Origin of the sequence: Bradyrhizobium sp. B117 (assembly GCF_038969555.1) — a bacterium.
GTDB lineage: Bacteria > Pseudomonadota > Alphaproteobacteria > Rhizobiales > Xanthobacteraceae > Bradyrhizobium.
The window spans coordinates 9950546-9972450 of sequence record NZ_CP152414.1; the positions used below are offsets into that span (position 1 = coordinate 9950546).

Consider the following 21905-nt stretch of genomic DNA (forward strand, 5'->3'; position numbering starts at 1 on the left):
AAACGAGCCCGCCGCGCAAAGGAGATGCCGGCGGAATTAGTCCTTGCGATACACCCAGACGCGGGCCGGCGGAAGGTTCATCCAGATCCGTTCCGAGGCCTCTGTGGACACGCCGGGCAGCGATTTCGGGATCGGCGGCACCACTGCATAGGTGAACTGGACGAAGGGCGCGCCGGGCGACAGCGCCGTGAAGGCATCGCGGATCAGCCGCAGCCGGGTCAGCATCGGTTTTGTCACAAGAGGCAGGCCCGAGACCACCGCGCTCGCCGGCGCGCTCAGCACATTCCAGAGCGTGTCGCGCAGGCGATAGGCATCGCCCTGCACCACCTTGGCTTGCGGGTAGCGGTCGCGCAGCAGGGCGCAGAAGCCGGGATTGTATTCGACGAGGACGAGGCGCTTCTGGTCGACGCCGCGCTCGACCAGGGCCGAGGTGATGGCGCCGGTGCCGGGCCCGAGCTCGACCACCGGGCCGTCCGAATCGATATCGACGTAGTGCGCCATGGTCCGCGCCAGCAGCTTGCCCGACGGCATCACCGCGCCCATGTGCAGCGGCTTTTCGATCCACGACCTGAGAAAACGCACCTCGTCGTCAAGACGGGGCTTCTTCAACGCACGCGCGGACGATGGCAAGGGCATGTCTGGACCGGACGGGACCGCGTGACCGCGGCGTGTCAGAAAATGGTCATAAACAGGTATAGGCCGAAGGCGGGCCGGTCAAGACGAGTCAGTTCGCCCGATTACTGAAGAGATCCTTGACCTTGGCGAAGAAGCCGACGGATTCCGGCTGAGTATTGCCCGAGGAGAGCCTTTCGAACTCGGCCAGCAATTCCTGCTGCTTCTTGGTGAGATTCTGCGGGGTCTCGACCGCGACCTGGACGTACATGTCGCCCATCTGGCGCGAGCGCAGCACCGGCATGCCCTTTGATGCGATGCGGAATCGGCGGCCCGACTGGGTTCCAGCCGGCACCTTCACCTTGGTCTTGCCCTTGTCGATGGTCGGCACCTCGAATTCGCCGCCAAGGGCGGCAGTCACCATCGAGATCGGCACCCGGCAATGAAGATCGGCGCCATCGCGCTGGAACAGCTGGTGCAGGGCCAGCGACAGGAAGATGTAGAGGTCGCCGGGCGGACCGCCGCGGACGCCGGCCTCGCCTTCGCCGGCAAGCCTGATCCTGGTGCCATCCTCGACGCCGGCGGGAATGTTGACGGAGAGCGTGCGCTCGCGGGTCACGCGGCCCTGGCCCGCGCAGGACGGGCAGGCATCCTCGATCATCTGGCCGCGGCCCTGGCAGCCGTGACAGGTGCGCTCCAGCGTGAAGAAGCCCTGCGACTGCCGCACACGACCGGCGCCGCCGCAGGTCGAACAGGTCTTCGGCTTGGTGCCGGCCTTGGCGCCGATGCCCGAACAGGCCTCGCAGGTGACCGAGACCGGGATCTCGATCTGCGCGGTCTTGCCGCCGAAGGCTTCCTCGAGCGTGATCTCCATGTTGTAGCGCAGATCGGCCCCGCGCTCGCGGCCGCCGCGGCCGCGCTGTCCGGCCATGCCGAACAGATCCTCGAAAATGTCGGAGAAGGAGGAGGCGAAGCCCGCGCCGAAACCGGCACCGCCGCCAGGGCCGCCCTGCTCGAAGGCCGCATGGCCGAAGCGGTCATAGGCGGCGCGCTTGTCCTTGTCCTTGAGGACCTCGTAGGCCTCGTTGATTTCCTTGAACTTGACCTCGCTGGTGTCGTCACCGGGATTGCGATCCGGGTGGAACTTCATCGCCAGCTTGCGGAAGGACGATTTCAGGACGGAATCGTCAGCGGTGCGTTCGACTTCGAGGGTTTCGTAATAGCAGCGCTTGGTGGACATGGCAGGCTCGGTCTATCCAATCGCGAGTCAAGTCGGAGCGAAACAACGTCGCCACGCGACGATATAGGCAGCCTTCTGATTTGCGGCAGAGGGCTGCATGGCAGCGTTGAGCATAGATGCTGGGAATTGATTGATGGTAACGGGCATTCCGCCCGCCCGTCCCGACACGATAGCCTCCCCCCTGAGGGGGGAGGCTAGTGAAGCGTGTGGGGTCCAAGCCGTCCGCATCACACCCTCTTGGGGTTAGGCGGACTTCTTGTTGTTCTTGTCGTCGTCGACTTCGGTGAATTCCGCGTCGACGACGTCGTCCTTGGCCGCATCCTTCTTGGCGTCGGCCTCGGCCTGCTGCTTGTACATGGCCTCGCCGAGCTTCATCGAAGCCTGGGCCAGCGTCTGGGTCTTGGCCTTGATCGCCTCGGCATCGTCGCCCTTCAGCGCTTCCTTGAGGTCGCTGACGGCGTCCTCGATGGCGCGGCGCTCGCTCTCGGCGACCTTCGAACCGTGCTCGGCCAGGGCCTTCTCGGTCGAATGCACCAGACCATCCGCCTCGTTCTTGGCGGTGACGGCCTCGCGGCGCTTCTTGTCCGCCTCGGCATTGGCCTCGGCGTCCTTGACCATCTTCTCGATGTCGGCTTCCGACAGACCACCGGAGGCCTGGATGCGGATCTGCTGCTCCTTGCCCGTGGCCTTGTCCTTGGCCGAGACGTTGACGATGCCGTTGGCGTCGATGTCGAAGGTCACTTCGATCTGCGGCATGCCGCGCGGGGCCGGCGGAATGCCCATCAGGTCGAACTGGCCGAGCATCTTGTTGTCGGCCGCCATCTCACGCTCGCCCTGGAAGACGCGGATGGTGACCGCGTTCTGGTTGTCCTCGGCGGTCGAGAACACCTGGCTCTTCTTGGTCGGGATCGTGGTGTTGCGGTCGATGATGCGGGTGAACACGCCACCCAGCGTCTCGATGCCCAGCGACAGCGGGGTCACGTCGAGCAGCAGCACGTCCTTGACGTCGCCCTGGAGCACGCCGGCCTGGATCGCGGCACCGATCGCCACGACTTCGTCCGGGTTGACGCCCTTGTGCGGCTCCTTGCCGAACAGCTGCTTCACGACCTCCTGGACCTTCGGCATGCGCGACATGCCGCCGACCAGCACGACCTCGCCGATCTCACCGGCGGTAACGCCGGCGTCCTTCAGCGCCTTGCGGCAGGGCTCGACGGTCTTCTGGATGAGGTCGTCGACCAGCGCCTCGAACTTGGCGCGGGTGAGCTTCATCGTCAGATGCTTCGGGCCGGTCTGGTCCGCGGTGATGAAGGGCAGGTTGATCTCGGTCTGCGTCGTCGACGACAGCTCGATCTTGGCCTTTTCAGCGGCTTCCTTCAGGCGCTGCAACGCGAGCTTGTCGTTGCGCAGGTTGATGCCCTGCTCCTTCTGGAACTCGTCGGCGAGGTAGCCAACGAGACGCATGTCGAAGTCTTCGCCGCCGAGGAAGGTGTCGCCGTTGGTCGACTTCACCTCGAACACGCCGTCGCCGATTTCGAGAATGGAGATATCGAACGTGCCGCCGCCGAGGTCGTACACGGCGATGGTGCCGGCCTTGGTCTTGTCGAGGCCATAGGCGAGGGCAGCCGCGGTCGGCTCGTTGATGATGCGCAGCACTTCAAGGCCCGCGATCTTGCCGGCGTCCTTGGTCGCCTGGCGCTGGGCGTCGTTGAAGTAGGCGGGAACGGTGATGACGGCCTGGTCGACCTTCTGACCGAGATGGGCTTCCGCGGTCTCCTTCATCTTCTGCAGGATGAAAGCGGAGACCTGCGAGGGCGAGTAGGTCTGGCCGTCGGCCTCGACCCAGGCGTCGCCGTTGGAAGCCTTCACGATCTTGTACGGAACGAGCTTCTTGTCCTTCTCGACCATCGGGTCGTCGTAGCGGCGGCCGATCAGGCGCTTCACTGCGAAGAACGTGCGCTCGGGATTGGTGACGGCCTGGCGCTTGGCAGGCTGGCCAACGAGGCGCTCACCGTCGTCCGTCACGGCGACGATCGAAGGCGTCGTGCGCATGCCTTCGGAATTCTCGATAACTTTGGCGTTTTTGCCATCCATTACGGCGACGCACGAGTTCGTGGTGCCGAGGTCGATCCCAATGACCTTTCCCATGGTCCTGATATCCTTCTTTTTGCGGCAGGTTGGCTGGGCCCAGAAGGCACCCGAACCGAAACCCCCTAAGATCAAACATCCGCGATATTGCGATGATTGAGGCTCATATAGGAGGGGGGGAGGGGGCCGCAAGGACCGAACGCAAGTTTCGGCCGTGAAAACATTGGGTTTTGGAAGATCATATCCGGGCTCAACCGCCCTTGCGGGTGAGGAAATATTAACAGGTTCGGCGGCCTGCCCGCCCCCGCCACCGTGATCCGCCCCGCCCTGTTACCGGCGGGCCAAACCCGCTACAAGGCGGACCGGCCGGACAGCCTCGCCATCGGGCTGCCTCGCGCGACAAAGGGCCCGATCGCCGACCATCGAACGGCCTCAATGTGAACCAATCAGAGTCCCCATGAAGCTGATCCGCCCCCTCGCTGCGCTCGCCCTCGTGATTGCCTCGGCGCTGCCGGCCCTTGCGGCCGACGCCGTTTACCCGCCCGGACTTCGTCTCGGCATGGTGCCGCTGGTCGGGCTGAGCACGGCCAAAACCTTTCCGGGCTTCGAGAGCGAGGACGGCAGCGTCAAGGTGCTGATCACCGAGCTGCCGCCGGCGGCCTATGGCGAGGTGGTGAGCGCCTTCAATTCCAATCCGGCCGGCACTGGTGGCGTCAAGCAGGACAAGATCGAGACCCCGGCGGGTCTTGCCTATTTCACCACCGAAAGCGGCAAGGCCGGCGACACCCCGGTGAAGCGCTATTCGATGATCGTGCCGGGCGCCGGCTTCTCCGGCTATGTCGCGGTCCAGATTCCGGAGAACGCGACCAAGATCTACACCGACGAGGCGGTGCGGCAGATGTTCGCCAGCGCCACCACCCGCAAGCAGGTCTCGGCCGAAGAGCAGGTCGCGCTGATGCCGTTCAAGATCACCGATCTTGCCGACTTCAAGGACATCCGCACGCTGGCGCCGGGCTCCAGCATCATCCTCGCCGACGGCAACGAGAGCGCCGGCTACGAGCAGAAGCCGTTCATGATCCTCGGCCTGATCGGCGCCACGCCGCAGCAGGCCGACGACCGCGCCCGCTTCGCCCAGGAGGCGGCGCTCCAGATCCCCGGTGTGCGCGAGTCGCGCGTCACCATGTCGGAGCCGATCCGCATCAATGGCCAGCAGGGTTTTGAGACCCGGATCGACGGCGTCAGCGGCAAGGACAAGATCCCGGTGACCGTGGTTCAGTGGATCCGCTTCTCGACCGGCGGCGCCTCGCTGCGCATCATCGCCAGCGCCCCGCGCGACCAGTGGCAAGCCGCCTTCACCCGCTTCCGCGCGGTGCGCGACGGGATCCAGCCGAAGGGGTAGCGGCATCTCCGAACGAGATGCGCTCCCTCCCCCGCTTGCGGGGGAGGGCTGGGAGAGGGTGTCTCGGCAATCGAGATCCCCCAAGGGGAGAAAGCCCTCACCCGCCGCGCTCTGCGAGCGCAGCGACCTCTCCCGCAAGCGGGAGAGGTGCAGCGAGCACGCCGCGAGAGCCCAACCCCTCACCAACGCCGGCTGCATTTTCGGGCTTCAGTTCGCTCGCGCGCGGAACTAGGCTTTGCCTCCATTGGCTCACAAGGGGAGGCGAACGATGCTGGATCGGCGACAAATCCTGGCGGCGCTTGGGACGACGGCGCTCGCGGCTCTCACTCCGACCGCACTCTTCGCAGCGGCATCGATCAAGCCGGACGACGCCTCCGCGCTCCTCGTGATCGACGTGCAGAACTGCTTCCTGCCCGGCGGCAGCCTTGCGGTGAAGGAAGGCGAGCAGGTGGTGCCCGTCATCAATAGAATCGCGAAAGGTTTTGCGAATGTGGTGATGACGCAGGACTGGCACACGCCCGGCCACATCTCGTTCGCCTCGGTCCATTCCGGCAAGAAACCGTTCGAGACCGTCGATCTGCCCTACGGCAAGCAGGTGCTATGGCCGGACCATTGCGTGCAGGGCACCGACGGCGCGGCGCTGTCGAAGGACCTCGCGATCCCGCATGCCGAGCTGATCATCCGCAAGGGCTTTCACAAGGACGTCGACAGCTACTCGGCCTTCCTCGAAGCCGACGGCAAGACCTCAACCGGTCTCGCCGGCTATCTGAAGGGCCGCAAGATCAAGCGCGTCTTCGTTGTGGGATTGGCGACGGATTTCTGCGTCGCCTGGACCGCGCTCGACGCGCGCAAGGCTGGCTTCGAGGTCTATGTCGTGGAGGATGCCTGCCGCGGCATCGACACGCAGGGCTCGCTGGCCAAGGCCTGGGCCGATATGGCCAAGGCCGGCGTGAAGCGGATCCAGTCGGCGGATATCGCGGTGAGCGCGTAGCCGGCGCGCATCCGCCAGACCCTCATCCTGAGGAGCGCGCTCCTTAGCGCGCGTCTCGAAGGATAGAGGCCCGCTGCTGCAGCCGGACCTGCATGGTTCGAGACGGCGCTGACACGCCTCCTCACCATGAGCGGTTAGAGCGCTCAGTTGACGTCGTTGCTGTTGGCCGCGGCCTTCGCGCCGCCCTTGGCGACACCGACCAAAGCCGGGCGCAGCACGCGCTCGCCGATGGTGTAGCCGGCCTGCACGACCTGCACCACGGTGCCCGACGGCACCGACGCATCGGGCACTTCGAACATCGCCTGCTGGAAGTTCGGGTCGAACTTCTGGCCCTGCGGGTCGAACTTCTTCACGCCATGCTTTTCCAGCGCGTTGAGCAGCGAGCGCTCGGTGAGCTCGACGCCCTCGATCAGCGAGATCAGGCCGGGATCGGCCGCGGCCCGCGCCTCGGCCGGAACGGCATCGAGCGCGCGCTGGAGATTGTCGGCGATGTCGAGCACGTCGCGGGCAAAGCCGGTGATGCCGTAGAGACGGGCGTCAGCGACCTCCTTGGTGGTACGCTTGCGTAAGTTCTCCATCTCGGCCAGCGTCCGCAGCATGCGGTCACGCGCCTCGGCGGCTTCCTTCTGCAGCAGCTCGACCGAACCCGGCTCGGGATCGTCGGGCATGATGTAGGGTTTCGACACCACGGGCTCGCCGGTCGGTGCGGTCGTGTCTTCGGGTTGCCGGTCTCGATCGGTCATCGGCTCAAATCTCGAACTCGTTTCCAGGGATTGTTGGCAAGGATTGTTGGCCCGGATATCGTGCCTAAGCGCACGAAAATCAAGCGCCCGTGATCGGCACAAATGCCGGTCAGCCGCCCAGAAGGCGGCTGACGATGCGGGCGGCGTAGTCCACGGTCGGGATCACGCGGGCATAATTCAGCCGCGTCGGCCCGATCACGCCCAAAACGCCGACGATATGACCGGCGGCATCCCGATACGGCGAGATGATCGTGGAGGAGCCGGACAGCGAGAACAGCTTGTTCTCGGAGCCAATGAAAATCCTCACGCCCTCGGCGGTCTCGGCGCGGCCCAGCAGGTCGATCACGCCGCGCTTGGTCTCGAGATCGTCGAACAACAGGCGAACCCGCTCCAGATCCTCCAGCGCGTGCAGATCTTCGAGCAGATTGGCGTGGCCGCGGACGATGAGCTGGCGATCCTCGTTCTCGCCGCCGGACCAGCTTGCGATTCCGGCCGAAATCACCTTCTGAGTCAGCTGATCGAGCTCGGCGCGAGCCTCGCCGAGCGCAGTCTCGAGCTCGAGCCGCGCTTCGGCGAGCGTGCGGCCGCGGATGCGCGCATTGAGGAAATTACCGGCTTCCGTGATCGCGGAGGAGGGAACTCCGGGCGGCAGCGCCAGCACGCGGTTTTCGACCTGGCCGTCCTCGCCGACCAGGATCACCAGCGCCTTTTCCGGTTCCAGCCTGACGAACTCGATGTGCTTCAGTCGCGCATTGGATTTTGGCGTCAGCACCACGGCTGCGGCCCGCGTGAGGCCCGATAGCCGCGTCAAGGCCTGATCCAGCGCCGCCTCGACCGACTGTGCCTGGCCGACCGATGCGAGCTGGCTCTGGATCGACGCGCGCTCGGCCTCGTTGAGATCGCCGACCTGCATCAGGGCATCGACGAAGAAACGCAGGCCGAGTTCCGTCGGCAAGCGGCCGGCGGAGGTATGTGGCGCGTAGATCAGGCCGAGCTGTTCCAGATCGGCCATGACGTTGCGGACCGAGGCCGGCGACAGCGGCATCGCGATCAGCCGCGAGATATTGCGCGAGCCGACGGGCTCGCCGGTCGCGAGATAGCTTTCGACAATTTGACGAAAGATGTCGCGGGAACGCTCGTTGAGCTGGGCGAGGCCTGCGTGCGGCGCGATCAGATGGATCGGATCGTGATGGGCCACAGACGGTAACTCCTCTCAGATGCTCATAATTTGTCCATCCAGGACGGTTCTGACAAGCGTGGCGTTTGCGGGGTGGAAAACCGGGGGTGAAAAAACCTTGCCGCCCACCCTCACCCCACCTACAAGCACCGCGAACCGCCCATTTCCGCGAGTTTTTGGAGGATTTCCCATGCGGCCAAGCCGCCGTGCGCCCGACGAATTGCGCCCCGTGACGCTGGAGCGTGGCGTGGTCAAATATGCGGAGGGCTCGTGCCTGGTGAAATTCGGCGACACCCATGTGCTGGTCACCGCCACGCTGGAGGATCGCCTGCCGCCATGGCTGAAGGGCCAGGGCCGCGGCTGGGTCACTGCCGAATACGGCATGCTGCCGCGCGCGACCTCGGAACGCACCCGCCGCGAGGCCTCCGCCGGCAAGCAGAGCGGCCGCACCGTCGAGATCCAGCGCCTGATCGGCCGCTCGCTTCGCACCATCGTCGACCTCGAAGCGCTCGGCGAGCGCCAGATCACGGTCGATTGCGACGTGCTCCAGGCCGACGGCGGCACCCGCACGGCCTCGATCACCGGCGCCTGGGTCGCGCTCGCCGATTGCATCAACTGGATGAAGGCGCGCAACATGATCAAGGCCAACGTGCTGCGCGACAACGTCGCCGCGATCTCCTGCGGCATCTACAACGGCACGCCGGTGCTCGACCTCGATTATGCCGAGGATTCCGAGGCCGAAACCGACGCCAATTTCGTGATGACCGGCGATGGCCGCATCGTCGAGGTGCAGGGCACCGCGGAACGCGAACCGTTCACGCAGGACGAGTTCCTGAAGCTGATCGCCCTGGCGCAGAAAGGCATCGCGCGTCTGGTGGACTTGCAGAAACTGGCCGTGGCGTAGTCAATAAGCCATGCACCGCCGAATCACCGGAAAGCTCGTCATCGCGACCCACAATCCCGGCAAGCTCGCCGAGATGAAGGAGCTGCTCGCGCCTCACGGCATCGAGGCGGTGTCGGCCGGAGAGCTCGGCCTGGACGAGCCGGAGGAAACCGGCAACGATTTCCGCAGCAACGCCGCGATCAAGGCCATCGCGGCGGCAAAGGCGACGGGGCTTCCGTCCTTCGCGGATGATTCCGGCATCGTGGTCGACGCGCTCGACGGCGCGCCCGGCATTTTCTCCGCGCGCTGGGCCGGTCCGACCAAGGATTTCAACGCGGCGATGGCCCAGATCGAGCGGCTGCTGCAGGAGCGCGGGGCAAGCACGCCCGCAAAGCGCACCGCGCATTTCGTTTCCGCGCTCTGCGTCGCCTGGCCCGACGATCATCTCGAAGAGGTCGAGGCGCGCGTCGACGGCACGCTAGCTTGGCCGCCGCGCGGCACCGCCGGTTTTGGCTACGATCCGATGTTCCTGCCTGACGGGCACGACCGCACCTTCGGCGAGATGACCAGCATCGAGAAGCACGGCCTGCCGCCGCTCGGCCTTGCCCTGTCGCACCGCGCCCGCGCCTTCGTGAAACTGGCGGAGATCTGCCTTGAGCCGCGCTAGAGCGTTTTCGAGCGAAGTGGATACCGGTTCGCGCCAGGAAAACGCGTCGAAACAAGAATCCGAAGCCTTCGGCGTCTACGTGCACTGGCCGTTCTGCCTGTCGAAGTGCCCGTATTGTGACTTCAACAGCCATGTCCGCCACGCCGCCATCGACGAGGCACGCTTTGCCTCCGCTTTCGCGCGCGAGATCGAGACCACGGCCGAGCGCGCGCCCGGTCGCGAGGTCACCTCGATCTTCCTCGGCGGCGGCACACCGTCATTGATGCAGCCTGCAACCGTCGGCGCCGTGCTCGATGCCATCGGCAAGCATTGGATTGTTGCGAGCGACGTCGAGGTGACGCTGGAAGCGAACCCGACCAGCGTCGAGGCCACACGCTTCGCCGGCTATCGCGCCGCCGGCGTCAACCGCGTCTCGCTCGGCGTGCAGGCGCTGGACGATGCCTCGCTGAAGGCGCTCGGCCGCTTGCACAGCGCGCGCGAGGCGCTCGATGCCGTCGCCATCGCGCGCCGCTCCTTCGACCGTTATTCGTTCGACCTGATCTACGCCCGCCCCGACCAGACGCCGGCGATGTGGGCCGACGAGCTGCGTCTCGCCATCAATGAAGCGGCCGAGCATCTGTCGCTCTATCAATTGACGATCGAGGAAGGCACGCCGTTCTTCGGCCTGCACCAGGCCGGCAAATTGAAGACACCGGACGAAGCCGTCGCGCGCGCGCTCTATGACGTGACGCAGGAAACCTGCGACAAGCTTGGGCTACCCGCCTACGAGATCTCCAATCACGCGCGGCGCGGCGCCGAGTGCCGGCACAATCTGGTGTACTGGCGCGGCGAGGAATATGCCGGCATCGGGCCGGGCGCGCATGGCCGTCTCGACATCGACGGCGTGCGCCATGCCACCGCCACCGAGAAACGGCCCGAAGCCTGGCTGCTGCGGGTCGAGACCAACGGCCATGGCGTCGTCACCGACGATCTCCTCAACAGCGAAGAACGCGCCGACGAATTTCTGCTAATGGGATTGCGCCTCGCCGAGGGCATCGACCCCGCGCGCTACAAGGCCCTCGCCGGTCGTCCGCTCGACGCCGGCCGCATCGCGCTGCTGCGCGAGGAAGGCGCGATCACCGTCGATGCAACGGGCCGCCTGCGGGTGACGAGCAGCGGATTCCCGGTGCTCGATGCAGTGGTCGCGGATCTCGCGGCGTAGCAAGCTCTTGTAGGGTGGGCAAAGCGAAGCATGCCCACCGTTCCATGCGACTTAGCTGAGAGATGGTGGGCACGGCGCAAGTGCGCCTTTGCCCACCTACGGCACCGTCGTCCTGAACTATGCCCCAAAGCTCTTCGGCGAACCCGCGACCGCAACGCCGCCGCCGGTCGTCACCTTCATCACCGCAAGGCCGCGCTCGTTGGTGCCGTCGGCGCGGAAGCGGAACAGGCCGTCGATGCCGGCAAAGCCCGAGGCGTTGGTGAGCACATCCGCCGAGAATCGCGTGGTGCCCTGCGTGCGGGCGAGCGCGGCGACGAGGGCGACGGCGTCATAGGCGAGCGTCGCGGTGCGCACCGGCTCGGCGCCGTATTTGGTTCGGTAGCGGCCGGAGAAGGCGCGGAAGCCGGCCGGATCCGGCGCGGCGTAAAGACCGCCTTGCAACGCCGAGCTGGCATAGACGCGCGGATTGTCCCACAGGCCGGTGCCGAGCAGCTGGATGTTGCGCAAGTTCGCGCCGGCCGCGGTCATCGCATCGGCCACCGCGACGACGGCATCGCCGTCGTCGGCAATGAACAGCGCATCGGCGCTGCCGAGCTGCTGCGCCACGGCGCGCGCCGGGGTGGCGCGATCCGCGCCATATCTTTCGAATGCGACAACGCGTCCGCCACGCCGCGGCACCGCCGCCTTCACCGCGGCCTCGACGACATTGCCATAGGCATTGTCGGGCACGAGCACGGCGACCGAGCGCTTTCCGATGCTGGCGGAGTACTCGATGATGCGATTGACGTCGGACTCGGGGAGGAAGCTCAGCAAATACACGCCGCGGCCGGCGATGCTGGAATCGGTCGAGAACGCGATCACGGAAATGCCGCGCGTGCGCGCGACCTGAGCCACCGCCGGCACCGACTGCGCGAACAGCGGCCCCAAAATGATCTCGGCACCTTCCTCGACCGCCTGCTGCGCGCCGGCCTGCGCGCCCTGCGGGGTGCCATTGTCGTCCTTGATCAGCAGCTGGATGTTCGGGTTCTGGAACTCAGCCAGCGCCATCTCGGCCGCATTGCGCATCGATTGCGCGGCAAGGCCGGCATTGCCGGCGGCCGAGAGCGGCAGGATCACGGCAACCTTGACCCCGCCGGTGCCGGCGGTCGTCGCCTGCTGCGGCGGCCCGGCCGGCTGGGCCGGGGGCGGGGAGGAGCTGCTGAAGGGATTGGAGAACTGGCTGAGGCTCTGCTGCACGCCGGCGCAGGCCGAGAGCAGGGGGGCGCCGAGCAACAAGCCTAGCGCACCCCGCCGGGTCGCCCCGGACATTCGGGGCCCCTCAACGGGAGATTTCGGATCACGCGGGCCCAGCATTGCAGCTTCTCTTCTAACCGGCGATCGCCAGCCGGTCACAACATTCATGGCCGCGACAGAAGCCGCGGATTCCGACATATTGTCGGCAAATAGTTAACCAAAACAAAAGGATAATGACCGCTTAACGCGCCCGCACCTGTAAGTCCTGGCTGTCCGCCGACCGTCACGACAGCATCAAGGCGGCGTTTCCGCCGCGAATATGACGCTGACACTTCATACCCTCTCGAATGTGATCCCGGATGGATCACATTCCCGTCCTTCCCCGCCCATCCGTATCTTGGGCTTGGCCACGATCTTTTTCGGAGAACCGGTTCCCAGCCCCGGGGATCATGCCTAAGTTCGATTCATTATGCGCGCAAAGCCGGCCCCGATAAATACGCCTGAAGGCCCAGACGCCGCTCCACGCGGTTTCTCCATCGACGCCTATCGGCTCCCGGCCCCGAAGGCGGCGCCGGGCCTCTATCTTGTCGCGACCCCGATCGGCAATCTCGGCGACATTACGCTGCGCGCGCTCCAGACCCTTGCCGGCGTCGACGTCATTGCCTGCGAGGACACCCGCATCACGCGGCGCCTGACCGAGCGCTACGATATCGCCGCCCAGCTCAAGCAATATCACGAGCACAACGCCGAAGTGGCGCGCCCAAAAATCCTGGAGGCGCTTGCCGCGGGCGGCTCGGTCGCGCTGGTGTCGGACGCCGGCACGCCCCTGATCTCTGATCCCGGCTTCAAGCTGGTGCGCGAGGTCTGCGCCGCCGGCCATGCCGTCTATGCGCTGCCGGGCCCGTCCTCGGTGCTGGCGGCGCTGTCGGTCGCGGCGCTACCGACCGACCGTTTCTTCTTCGAGGGTTTCTTGCCGGCCAAATCAGCCGCGCGAAAATCGCGTCTGGCCGAGCTCGCCCGCATCGATGCGACCCTGGTGATGTTCGAATCCGGCAACCGCGTGCAGGATACGCTGGCCGAGCTCGCCGAGATCATGGGCAGCCGCGAGGCCGCGATCTGTCGTGAGCTGACTAAGCTGCACGAGGAGATTTCGCGTGCAACGCTCGCCGAGCTGGCACGTGACGCCGAGGGGCTGGAGACGCGCGGCGAGTTCGTGCTGGTGATCGCTCCGCCGGCGGCCGACGCCGAGGTGCTGAACTCGGATGCGCTGGACGATCTCCTGCGCAAGCAGCTGGCCGCGCACAGCGTCAAGGACGCGGTTGCGCATGCGGTCGCGCTCTCGGGCCGGCCGCGCCGCGAGGTGTATGCCCGCGCGCTCGAGCTCGCCAAGGACCTGCGGGGCGGCAATGGCGAAGGCTAGGGGCGATGCGGAACCGAAAGTCGCCTCGCCCGAACGCGTCGCCGCGTTCCGCACCGGCATCTCGGCCGAAAGCCGCGCCGCGGCCTATCTCATGGCCAAGGGCTACCGCATCCTGGCCAAGCGTTACCGCACGGCGCATGGCGAGATCGATCTCGTGGCGCGCCGCCGCAATTTGATCGCCTTCATCGAGGTCAAGGCCCGCGCCAGCCTGGATGACGCGGCTTATGCGGTCACCCCGCGCCAGCAGCAGCGCATCATCGACGCCGCGCAAGGCTGGCTCGTAGCGCATCCCGAGCATGCCGAATTCGAATTGCGATTCGACGCCATGCTGATTGCGCCGCGCTCACTTCCGCGCCATGTGTTGGCGGCATTCGACGCCTCGACCTGAAAGGCAGACCATGAAACTCAACGTCGCCGTCCAGATGGACCCCATCGCCCGCATCAACATCAAGGGCGATTCCACTTTCGCGCTGCTGCTGGAGGCGCAGAAGCGCGGCCATGGCCTGTCCTATTACACGCCCGACAAGCTCTCGATGGTCGGCGACGAGCTGGTCGCGCCGGTGCAGCTCCTGACAGTGCGCGACGAGTCCGGCGACCATTTCACCCTCGGTGAGCCCAGGCGCGAGGCACTCAACGGCTTCGACGTGGTGCTGCTGCGCCAGGATCCGCCGTTCGACCTCGCCTACATCACTTCGACCCATTTCCTGGAGCGCATTCATCCGAAGACGCTGGTGGTCAACGATCCCGCCTCGGTGCGCAATGCGCCGGAAAAGCTGTTCGTGATGAATTTCCCGCAGCTGATGCCGCCGACCCTGATCTCGCGCGACTTAGACGAGATCAACGCGTTCCGCGACAAGCACGGCGCCGTCGTGATGAAGCCGCTGCACGGCCATGGCGGCGCGGCGGTATTCCGCGTGATGCCGCAGGACATGAATTTCGGCTCGCTGTTCGACATGTTCTCGGTCACCTTCAAGGAGCCCTGGGTGATCCAGCAGTTCATCCCCGAGGTGAAGCACGGCGACAAGCGCATCATCCTGGTCAACGGCGAGTTCGCCGGCGCGGTGAACCGCGTGCCTGCCGCCGACGATCTCCGCTCCAACATGGTGCGCGGCGGCGCCGCCAAGGAGACCGAGCTCACGCCGCGCGAGCGCGAGATCTGCGCGACGATCGGGCCGGCGCTGCGCGAGCGCGGCCTGCTGTTCGTCGGCATCGACGTCATCAACGGCAATCTCACCGAGATCAACGTGACCTCGCCCACGGGCATCCGCGCCATCGCGCGGCTCGGCGGCCCTGACGTCGCGGCGAAGATCTGGGATGCGATCGAGCAGAAGCGAAAGAAATAGCTTCGGAGCCTTGAGTCGGCTCCTTCAGCCGAAAAATCCCCGAGCGCGCCGGGCTGTGTCGGACGGATACAATCCAAAGGCCGCACGGTAGGACGCCGCAAACCGGCCCATGTGGGTAAAGCCCCACTTCAGCGCGACTTCACTGACCGGAAGCAGATTCTCCGGTCGCGACAGCTCGTCGTGGATCGCTTCGAGTCGAATTCTGCGCAAATAGGCGACCGGCGTCGTTCCGTGGATCCGGCGAAATCCCGATTGCAGCAACCGACTGCTGATCCCGACGTTCCCGGCAATATCGGCGATCGTCAGCGGCAGATGCAGGTTGGCCCGCATGTATTCGACGGCCCGCCTGACGTGACGAGGCGGCACATCCATGGGCTGGCGGTTCAACCGCTCGATCAGCCGATGCGGCACGTTTTGGAGGACTAGCTGGATCACGGCCTCCGACAACAGAGCGCTGGCTTTCGGCGAACGTGCCAGGATCCCGTCATGGAGGCCGGTCGTGCTGGCGCGAACGAGCTGAAGCAGCATCTGCCCGGCGCTGGTGGACAGCTCGATCTTGGGCGCGAGATTGAGGTCTTCCAGAGCCGTGCCCGCGAACGTCGCGGACAGCACCTTGGTGACGACGCCGGTATGCACCGTCAGCGTCACGCTCGAATACCGTCCATCCACCGCTTCGACCCGCTGCTTCTGCAACGTCGGAAGCGATACGATGGCGATGTCGGAGTCCATACGTTGCACGTTTTTTCCGGCAATGAGCATCTCGGCCTTGCCGGCATTGAGAAGGCTGATCGCAAGCTCTCCCGATGAATTGCCGTAGGCATAGCGCCAGTCCCACCCCGCGGACAGCTCCGCCCTCACGACATCCATGCCCGCACCAATCGCGACATCCGCATGCCAGCGAAACGATCCATCCGGCCGCGGCGAGGAATGCGCATTGATTCCGTGAGGCCGCAGTATCTCGAGCAACTCCTGAAACGACGACCCTGATCGCGCGGGAGGTGCGGCAAGTATGTCTTCGACCATGCAAATCCCAATCGTTGGTCTTTTGCTGTCCTAGCACAACTCGGGTGAATTCAGATCGCGCTCTGAATATCCGATTTCCGAATGAGGATATCCAGATCGCGCATCGATCGGCCTAGCCGGAAACCGAAGGCTTCCATCCCGAACGCGCTGGAGTCCATGGACTTGCGGCGCGATCGGCCTAAATCGCTTCGACCACCTCAAACAGGTTATGGAAGCATGCTTACCAGAACAATTTGCGCGGTCACGCTGATGGCCCTTTCGTCGATGCCGGCGCGGGCCGACAGCTGCGCAGACCACTATCAGATGAGCGGCGTTCCGTTGGTGACGGGCACGACCCACAAGGTCTGGATGATCTTTCCATCGGTCAATCCCACCGTTGCCCTCGACAGGGTCTCCCGTGCCGTCATGGCGGAAGGCTTCGTCAACGTGAACGTGGACAAGGCGCTTGGCACGCTGACCACTCAGCAGGAAACGACCGGATCCGGGCGGCCGCAGACACTTCGCGTCGTCGTGCGCAAGGACGTCAAAGGCAGCCGCGTCGATGCGGTCTTCATCATGCCGCCGGGACAGGTAGCTCCAGGCATCAGCGCCAACCTCTGCCGTGTCGTGGACGCAGCCGGCCAGTGAACGCCGCGTTCAAGGGAAGCGGGAGGCAGGCGCCCGCCTGCCGCCACAGCATATGAAGCAGGAAATTCGATGCGAAACGATCACATGTCAAAAATCGTCTTGATGGCCGCCGCCGCTGTCGCGCTGTTTTCGACCTCTGCGAGGTCGGCACCGTTACAGACCAATCCGGGCCTTGCTGCCATGGCGCCTGAAATGACCGAGCAGGTCTGGTGCCGTTACGGACAGTGCTATGACAACGGCGCCGGTGTGGGCGGACTGGTCGGCGGCCTCATCGGCGGCGCGATCGCGGCCGGCGCAGCGAGCGCCGCTGCGCAGCAGGAAGCGGCGGCGGCCCAGCAACACGCGACCTCATGCGCGCAACGTTACCGCTCGTATGATCCGGCGACGAATACATTCGCGGCAAAGGATGGCCGGCGGTATCCCTGCCAGTAAGAGCAGCTGTGACTTCGTGGCACTTATGGAGCCAACGCGCTCCATCACCGTCACCCCCGCGCAACGGCGAAGCCATTGCGTGGGGATGACGGATTACGTCTTGATCACCGCGCGGCATCAGCTCGCGCATCACTAACCACCCGTTCACCAAGATGCCTCGCGCCTCATGCGAACGCAGGAGCGGCCCCGCGTGAAACTACGGGGTCGCTGGCCGACCGGATAACGCGGCGTTCACCATCTGCCCAAAACCAGCAGCGTGACCGGCGATCACATTCGGGCTCGCAACACCCCTTATACTTTTCCTCCCTACTCATCGACGCAGGGGAACCCGCCAGGTGCGGTTCGAGTGCCCCGCGTAAGAGTAGCAGCGTATGAACACCGCACGCATTATCGTTCTCGTCATCGCACTGGGCGCCGGCGGCGTCGCTGCGTATCTGGCGAGCGGCTATCAGAATGCGCCCGCGCCCGTCCTTCCCGTCGTCGAGAAGCTGCCGACGATCGAGGTTCTGGTCGCCAAGAACGACATCCAGCTCGGTCAGGCCGTGAAGCCCGAGGACCTGGTATGGCAGGCCTGGCCGGCGGCGACCGCGAGCAGCGCCTTCATCCGCCGCGACAGCAGGCCCGAGGCGCAGACCCAGCTTGCCGGCTCGATCGCGCGCGTGCCGCTGATGCAGGGCGAGCCGATCCGCGAGCAGAAGCTGGTCAAGGCCGATGGCTCCGGCTTCATGGCCGCGATCCTGCCGTCGGGCATGCGCGCCGTCTCCACCGAGATTTCCGCCGAGACCGGCGCCGGCGGATTCATCCTGCCGAACGACCGCGTCGACATCGTGCTGACCCGCCGCCTGAAGAATCCTGACGGCGCCAACAACAATGGCCCGACCGGCGGCAACGACCTCATCCTGTCCGAGGTCATCCTGACCAATATCCGCGTGCTCGCGATCGACCAGGCGCCGAAAGAGAAGGACGGCCAGAACGCCGTCATCGGCAAGACCGTCACGCTCGAGCTCCGGCCCGACCAGGTCGCCACGCTCTCGGCCGCGCGCCAGGGCGGCACGCTGACACTCGCGCTGCGCAGCATCGTGGATGCCAATGCCATCGACGGCACGCCTGAGGAGGCGGTCAGGCGTCCGGGCGGCGTGAACGTGATCCGTTACGGGGTGCAGGCGCGGCAGCTGACGTCACAGAAGTGATGATGGGGATAGCATGAACTACGGGGAAGGTCGGATGGGCCTGCGCATTCGGGGGAAGCGCGCGCGCTCGTCCTTAGCAGGGGCAATGCTGATGCTGGGGCTGGTCGCGGCCCCCGATTTCGTCACCGCGGCGGATGCGCCGGTCGGCGATCAGGCGCCGATGCAGGCGCCACCGGATCTCGCCGTGTCTCCGGTCGCGACCATCGCGCCGGCCCGCACGCGTTTCCTCTCGCTTGGCGTGGGCAAATCCGTGGTCATCGACCTGCCGCGCGAGGTCAAGGACGTGCTGGTGGCCGATCCCAAGATCGCCAACGCGGTGATCCGCTCGGCCCAGCGCGCCTACATCATCGGCGGCCAGGTCGGCCAGACCAATGTCGTGTTCTTCACCGCCGACGGCCAGCAGGTCGCCGCCTACGACATCGCGGTGAAACGCGACCTCAACGGCATGCGTTCGGCGCTGCGCCAGTCGCTGCCGGGCGTGCAGATCGAAGGCGTCGGCGACAGCGTGATGCTGACCGGCTCGGTGTCGAGTCCGGTCGAGGCCCAGCAGGCCGGCGACGTCGCCGCCAAGCTCGTCGGCGGCGCGGACAAGGTCGTCAACAACATCGTCGTGCGCGGCCGCGACCAGGTGATGCTCAAGGTCGTCGTCGGCGAAGTCAGGCGCGACATCGTCAAGCAGCTCGGCGTCGATCTCAGCGCCAGCCTGAACGCCGGCACCGCGGTCGTGAATTTCAACAACTCCAACCCGTTCTCGGTCTCCGGCGGCCCGCTCGTCAGCAGCAACGGGCTCGGTGTTACTGGACTCGCAAAAGGCGTGGCCACCGTCAACGCCACGATGCGCGCGATGGAAAGCGCCGGCGTGATGCGGACGCTGGCCGAGCCGAGCCTGACGGCGATCTCCGGCGAGTCCGCCACTTTCATCGCCGGCGGCGAATTCCCGATCCCTGCGGGCTATTCCTGCGATCCGGTCACCCACGTCTGTACCACCCAGATCACCTACAAGAAGTTCGGCATCTCCCTGAACTTCACGCCGGTCGTGCTCAGCGAGGGACGTATCAGCCTGCGCGTGATGACCGAAGTCTCGGAGCTGTCGAATCAGAACGCCATCTCCGTGACGCAGGCGGTGTCCGCGGGCCAGACCAGCTCGATCACCATCCCCTCGATCCAGACCCGCCGCGCCGAGACCACGCTGGAAATTCCCTCGGGCGGCTCGATGGCGATGGCCGGCCTGATCCAGCAGCAGACCAAGCAGGCGATCAACGGCCTGCCCGGCGTCGATCAGGTGCCGATCATCGGCGCGCTGTTCCGCAGCCAGGACTTCGTCAACAACGAGACCGAGCTGATGGTGATCGTGACGCCCTATGTAGTGCGCGCGGTCGCCCAGAAGGAATTGTCGCGGCCGGACGACGGCTTCGCGCCGGCCTCGGACGCGCAGACGGCTCTGCTTGGCCGCGTGAACCGCCTCTATGGCATCGCGGCCCGCCGCGTCGATCCGATCGACGGCGTCCACGGCGATTTCGGCTTCATCATCGACTGAGACCGACGGCTTGGGGGCCGGGGCGAGACACGGGGCAAGAGGGGACAAGGCGATGACGAAGATGACAGCCGATCGACGTCGCAGCTTGCGGATCGCGCTGGCGCTGACGGGGCTCTCCGTCTTGCTCGGCGCCTGCAACACCACTGGCGAAATCGTCACCCAGACGGTGCCGACCGACTACCGCCAGCGCCACCCGATCGCGGTGCAGGAAGGCAAGAAGTCGATCGTGATCTTCGTCGGCAAGGCCAGAGGCGGCCTCTCGACCGCGCAGCACGCCGACGTCGCCGGTATCGCCCGGGACTGGGTGCGCGAAGGCACCGGCTCGGTCGTGGTCGACGTGCCCGTCGACACCGCGAATTCGCGCGCTGCTGCGGCGACCTATCAGGAGATCCGCTCCGTGCTCGCCTCCGGCGGCGTGCCGTCACGCGCCATCGTCCAGCATCGCTACCGCCCTGAGGATCCCGGACTGCTACCGACCATCCGTCTGAGCTATTCGAAGATCACGGCTGTCGCCGGCCCCTGCGGGCTGTGGCCGGAGGACATCGGGCCATCCATCCTCGACCCCGGCTACAACGAGAACCATCCCTACTTCAATCTCGGCTGCGCCAACCAGCGCAACCTCGCGGCCATGATCGACAATCCCGCCGACCTCGAGCAGCCGCGCGCGGAGACGCCGGCCTATACCGCACGGCGCGAAATCGCCTTCGACCGCTACCGCAAGGGCTCGACGACCGCGACCACCTATCCAGAGTCCGACAGGGCCAAACTGAGCGACACAGGCAAATGACCAGCGTCCACGACGAAGAGGCGGACGATCCGCAGCACCCCGAGGAACACATTGCGCCGGTTCCTCGCATCTCCGTGCAGGCCTTTTGCGAGACCGAGCAGACGCTCGCCGCGGTGACCGCCGCCGGACAGGACCGCCGGCTCGCCAAGGCGCATCTCACCGCCAAGAGCGGCGGGCTCGCTGCTGCGATCGAAGTCTACGATTCGATGCCGACGCCGAACGTCATCGTGATCGAATCCGACGGCACGCGCGACATCCTCGAAGGCCTCGACGATCTCGCCGGCGTCTGCGATCCCGGCACCCGCGTGGTGGTGATCGGCAATCCGAACGACACCGCGCCCTATCGCGAGCTGGTCCGCCGCGGCGTCAACGACTATGTGGTGGGACCGGTCGAGACGCTCGACGTCGTTCGCTCCATCTGCAGCCTGTTCTCGGCGTCCGAAGCCATCATCACCGGCCGCGTCATCGCCGTGGTCGGCGCCAAGGGTGGCGTCGGCGCGTCCACGGTCGCGCACAACGTCGCCTGGACCATCGCCCGCGACCTCGCGCTCGATTCCGTCGTGATCGATCTCGACCTCGCCTTCGGCACCGCGGGCCTCGACTACAACCAGGACCCGGTGCAGGGCATTGCCAATGCGGTGCTGTCGCAGGACCGGCCCGACACGGCGCTGATGGAGCGCCTGCTCGCCAAATGCACCGACCGCCTCAGCCTCCTTGCTGCACCCGCCACACTTGACCGCGTCTACGATTTCGGCGCGGAAGCTTTTGACGCGGTGTTCGACACGCTGCGCATGACCACGCCGTGCATCGTGCTCGACGTGCCCCATCAATGGTCGGGCTGGACGCGGCGCGCGCTGGTCAATGCCGACGACATCGTGATCGTGGCCGAGCCTGATCTCGCCAACCTGCGCAACACCAAGAACATGCTCAGCGTGCTCAAGGCTGCGAGGCCGAACGACCGGCCGCCGCTGTACTGCATCAACCAGGTCGGCATGCACAAGCGCGCGGAGATCGAGGTCAAGGCATTCGCCAAGACCATGGAGAGCCAGCCGCTCGCGGTGATCCCGTTCGATTCGAAGCTGTTCTCGACCGCAGCCAATAACGGCCAGATGATCGCGGAGGTCTCCAGAAGCCACCGCACCACCGAGCTGTTCCAGAATATGGCGAACCGCCTCGCCGGCCGCGGCGAGGTGAAGAAGCCGAAGCGCTCGCTGCTCGGACCGCTGCTGAAGAAGCTGAAGGGCCGGTCAAGCCGCAGCTCCGCGCCCCACCGCAAGGCGTCGTAGAGACCAGGAATTGTAGGGATGATGGAGAG

21 protein-coding genes are annotated in these 21905 nt (G+C 65.7%); 14 read left to right on the forward strand and 7 right to left on the reverse strand.

The features are described from left to right. Window positions 1–36 precede the first annotated feature (36 nt). The 3 genes from AAFG16_RS47145 to dnaK all read right to left on the reverse strand — a co-directional run bounded on the left by AAFG16_RS47145 (window position 37) and on the right by dnaK (window position 3997). Window positions 37–636, reverse strand: a complete 600-nt coding sequence (locus AAFG16_RS47145; protein ID WP_283082949.1) for an rRNA adenine N-6-methyltransferase family protein — start codon at window positions 634–636, stop codon at window positions 37–39. 88 nt (window positions 637–724) lie between these two features. Then, a complete protein-coding gene (gene dnaJ, locus AAFG16_RS47150; protein WP_342736222.1) occupies window positions 725–1852 on the reverse strand; it encodes a molecular chaperone DnaJ in 1128 nt (375 codons plus the stop codon). 243 nt (window positions 1853–2095) lie between these two features. Continuing rightward, complete coding sequence (gene dnaK / locus AAFG16_RS47155) at window positions 2096–3997, reverse strand: molecular chaperone DnaK (protein WP_025033017.1); 1902 nt, start codon at window positions 3995–3997, stop codon at window positions 2096–2098. A 397-nt stretch (window positions 3998–4394) separates the two neighbouring features. On the opposite strand from dnaK, the gene AAFG16_RS47160 reads away from it, so the two are divergent. Continuing rightward, window positions 4395–5336 carry a hypothetical protein gene (locus AAFG16_RS47160; RefSeq protein ID WP_342736228.1) on the forward strand — a complete coding sequence of 314 codons (942 nt, stop codon included), beginning with the start codon at window positions 4395–4397 and terminating at the stop codon, window positions 5334–5336. Between the two features lie 268 nt (window positions 5337–5604). Next, window positions 5605–6327: a bifunctional nicotinamidase/pyrazinamidase gene (pncA, locus tag AAFG16_RS47165; RefSeq protein WP_283082952.1), complete on the forward strand. Its 723-nt coding sequence runs from the start codon at window positions 5605–5607 to the stop codon at window positions 6325–6327. Window positions 6328–6470: 143 nt separating this feature from the next. Here the strand turns inward: pncA and grpE are convergent, their stop codons facing one another. Beyond that, window positions 6471–7070, reverse strand: coding sequence for a nucleotide exchange factor GrpE (grpE, locus tag AAFG16_RS47170; protein ID WP_283082953.1), 600 nt, complete (start codon window positions 7068–7070; stop codon window positions 6471–6473). A gap of 109 nt (window positions 7071–7179) precedes the next feature. After that, entirely contained in the window at window positions 7180–8268 is a 1089-nt protein-coding gene (gene hrcA, locus AAFG16_RS47175) for a heat-inducible transcriptional repressor HrcA (RefSeq protein WP_283082954.1), read from the reverse strand. A gap of 169 nt (window positions 8269–8437) precedes the next feature. On the opposite strand from hrcA, the gene rph reads away from it, so the two are divergent. Genes rph through hemW form a run of 3 tightly spaced genes read left to right on the forward strand, consistent with a single transcriptional unit; the run spans window position 8438 to window position 10998 of the window. After that, window positions 8438–9151 carry a ribonuclease PH gene (gene rph / locus AAFG16_RS47180; RefSeq protein ID WP_283082955.1) on the forward strand — a complete coding sequence of 238 codons (714 nt, stop codon included), beginning with the start codon at window positions 8438–8440 and terminating at the stop codon, window positions 9149–9151. A 10-nt stretch (window positions 9152–9161) separates the two neighbouring features. Further along, window positions 9162–9797 (forward strand): RdgB/HAM1 family non-canonical purine NTP pyrophosphatase, encoded by a 636-nt coding sequence (gene rdgB, locus AAFG16_RS47185; protein WP_283082956.1) that lies wholly within the window; start codon window positions 9162–9164, stop codon window positions 9795–9797. Between the two features lie 16 nt (window positions 9798–9813). Then, the gene (hemW, locus tag AAFG16_RS47190; RefSeq protein WP_283087126.1) at window positions 9814–10998 is read left to right on the forward strand and encodes a radical SAM family heme chaperone HemW; all 1185 of its coding nucleotides are present in this window, start codon (window positions 9814–9816) and stop codon (window positions 10996–10998) included. Between the two features lie 117 nt (window positions 10999–11115). Here hemW and AAFG16_RS47195 read toward each other — a convergent pair whose 3' ends face one another. Then, on the reverse strand, window positions 11116–12351 hold the full coding sequence (locus tag AAFG16_RS47195) for a penicillin-binding protein activator (RefSeq protein ID WP_342736233.1): 1236 nt from the start codon (window positions 12349–12351) through the stop codon (window positions 11116–11118). Between the two features lie 349 nt (window positions 12352–12700). Here AAFG16_RS47195 and rsmI point away from each other — a divergent pair, with 349 nt between their 5' ends. From rsmI to gshB, 3 genes are read left to right on the forward strand one after another with little or no spacing between them, the layout of a single operon-like run. Continuing rightward, the gene (gene rsmI / locus AAFG16_RS47200) at window positions 12701–13651 is read left to right on the forward strand and encodes a 16S rRNA (cytidine(1402)-2'-O)-methyltransferase (RefSeq protein ID WP_342736236.1); all 951 of its coding nucleotides are present in this window, start codon (window positions 12701–12703) and stop codon (window positions 13649–13651) included. After that, window positions 13638–14039 (forward strand): YraN family protein, encoded by a 402-nt coding sequence (locus AAFG16_RS47205; RefSeq protein WP_342736238.1) that lies wholly within the window; start codon window positions 13638–13640, stop codon window positions 14037–14039. The genes rsmI and AAFG16_RS47205 overlap by 14 nt, the downstream gene beginning before the upstream one ends. A gap of 10 nt (window positions 14040–14049) precedes the next feature. After that, on the forward strand, window positions 14050–14994 hold the full coding sequence (gene gshB / locus AAFG16_RS47210; protein WP_342736240.1) for a glutathione synthase: 945 nt from the start codon (window positions 14050–14052) through the stop codon (window positions 14992–14994). Between the two features lie 24 nt (window positions 14995–15018). On the opposite strand, the gene AAFG16_RS47215 is transcribed toward gshB, so the two are convergent. Then, a complete protein-coding gene (locus AAFG16_RS47215) occupies window positions 15019–15753 on the reverse strand; it encodes an AraC family transcriptional regulator (RefSeq protein WP_342736242.1) in 735 nt (244 codons plus the stop codon). A gap of 480 nt (window positions 15754–16233) precedes the next feature. Between AAFG16_RS47215 and AAFG16_RS47220 the strand changes: the two genes are divergently transcribed. The 6 genes from AAFG16_RS47220 to AAFG16_RS47245 all read left to right on the forward strand — a co-directional run bounded on the left by AAFG16_RS47220 (window position 16234) and on the right by AAFG16_RS47245 (window position 21876). Next, window positions 16234–16644 (forward strand): hypothetical protein, encoded by a 411-nt coding sequence (locus AAFG16_RS47220; RefSeq protein WP_342736244.1) that lies wholly within the window; start codon window positions 16234–16236, stop codon window positions 16642–16644. An 84-nt stretch (window positions 16645–16728) separates the two neighbouring features. After that, a complete protein-coding gene (locus tag AAFG16_RS47225; protein WP_342736246.1) occupies window positions 16729–17076 on the forward strand; it encodes a BA14K family protein in 348 nt (115 codons plus the stop codon). 371 nt (window positions 17077–17447) lie between these two features. Then, window positions 17448–18266 (forward strand): Flp pilus assembly protein CpaB, encoded by an 819-nt coding sequence (gene cpaB, locus AAFG16_RS47230; RefSeq protein ID WP_342736248.1) that lies wholly within the window; start codon window positions 17448–17450, stop codon window positions 18264–18266. 13 nt (window positions 18267–18279) lie between these two features. After that, entirely contained in the window at window positions 18280–19803 is a 1524-nt protein-coding gene (locus AAFG16_RS47235; protein ID WP_342736250.1) for a type II and III secretion system protein family protein, read from the forward strand. A gap of 52 nt (window positions 19804–19855) precedes the next feature. After that, window positions 19856–20590 carry a CpaD family pilus assembly protein gene (locus tag AAFG16_RS47240; RefSeq protein WP_342736252.1) on the forward strand — a complete coding sequence of 245 codons (735 nt, stop codon included), beginning with the start codon at window positions 19856–19858 and terminating at the stop codon, window positions 20588–20590. Beyond that, window positions 20587–21876 (forward strand): AAA family ATPase, encoded by a 1290-nt coding sequence (locus AAFG16_RS47245; protein ID WP_342736254.1) that lies wholly within the window; start codon window positions 20587–20589, stop codon window positions 21874–21876. The genes AAFG16_RS47240 and AAFG16_RS47245 overlap by 4 nt, the downstream gene beginning before the upstream one ends. Window positions 21877–21905 lie beyond the last annotated feature (29 nt).

Excerpts from the sequence above, each read along its gene's own strand:
- AAFG16_RS47205 (WP_342736238.1), top strand. The coding sequence starts at position 13,638 with ATGGCGAAGGCTAGGGGCGATGCGGAACCGAAAGTCGCCTCGCCCGAA.
- dnaK (WP_025033017.1), bottom strand. The coding sequence starts at position 3,997 with ATGGGAAAGGTCATTGGGATCGACCTCGGCACCACGAACTCGTGCGTC.
- AAFG16_RS47195 (WP_342736233.1), bottom strand. The coding sequence starts at position 12,351 with ATGCTGGGCCCGCGTGATCCGAAATCTCCCGTTGAGGGGCCCCGAATG.
- AAFG16_RS47145 (WP_283082949.1), bottom strand. The coding sequence starts at position 636 with ATGCCCTTGCCATCGTCCGCGCGTGCGTTGAAGAAGCCCCGTCTTGAC.
- AAFG16_RS47215 (WP_342736242.1), bottom strand. The coding sequence starts at position 15,753 with ATGCTCATTGCCGGAAAAAACGTGCAACGTATGGACTCCGACATCGCC.
- rdgB (WP_283082956.1), top strand. The coding sequence starts at position 9,162 with ATGCACCGCCGAATCACCGGAAAGCTCGTCATCGCGACCCACAATCCC.
- pncA (WP_283082952.1), top strand. The coding sequence starts at position 5,605 with ATGCTGGATCGGCGACAAATCCTGGCGGCGCTTGGGACGACGGCGCTC.
- rsmI (WP_342736236.1), top strand. The coding sequence starts at position 12,701 with ATGCGCGCAAAGCCGGCCCCGATAAATACGCCTGAAGGCCCAGACGCC.
- gshB (WP_342736240.1), top strand. The coding sequence starts at position 14,050 with ATGAAACTCAACGTCGCCGTCCAGATGGACCCCATCGCCCGCATCAAC.
- AAFG16_RS47235 (WP_342736250.1), top strand. The coding sequence starts at position 18,280 with ATGAACTACGGGGAAGGTCGGATGGGCCTGCGCATTCGGGGGAAGCGC.
- cpaB (WP_342736248.1), top strand. The coding sequence starts at position 17,448 with ATGAACACCGCACGCATTATCGTTCTCGTCATCGCACTGGGCGCCGGC.
- grpE (WP_283082953.1), bottom strand. The coding sequence starts at position 7,070 with ATGACCGATCGAGACCGGCAACCCGAAGACACGACCGCACCGACCGGC.
- AAFG16_RS47240 (WP_342736252.1), top strand. The coding sequence starts at position 19,856 with ATGACGAAGATGACAGCCGATCGACGTCGCAGCTTGCGGATCGCGCTG.
- dnaJ (WP_342736222.1), bottom strand. The coding sequence starts at position 1,852 with ATGTCCACCAAGCGCTGCTATTACGAAACCCTCGAAGTCGAACGCACC.
- AAFG16_RS47220 (WP_342736244.1), top strand. The coding sequence starts at position 16,234 with ATGCTTACCAGAACAATTTGCGCGGTCACGCTGATGGCCCTTTCGTCG.
- AAFG16_RS47225 (WP_342736246.1), top strand. The coding sequence starts at position 16,729 with ATGTCAAAAATCGTCTTGATGGCCGCCGCCGCTGTCGCGCTGTTTTCG.
- AAFG16_RS47245 (WP_342736254.1), top strand. The coding sequence starts at position 20,587 with ATGACCAGCGTCCACGACGAAGAGGCGGACGATCCGCAGCACCCCGAG.
- rph (WP_283082955.1), top strand. The coding sequence starts at position 8,438 with ATGCGGCCAAGCCGCCGTGCGCCCGACGAATTGCGCCCCGTGACGCTG.
- AAFG16_RS47160 (WP_342736228.1), top strand. The coding sequence starts at position 4,395 with ATGAAGCTGATCCGCCCCCTCGCTGCGCTCGCCCTCGTGATTGCCTCG.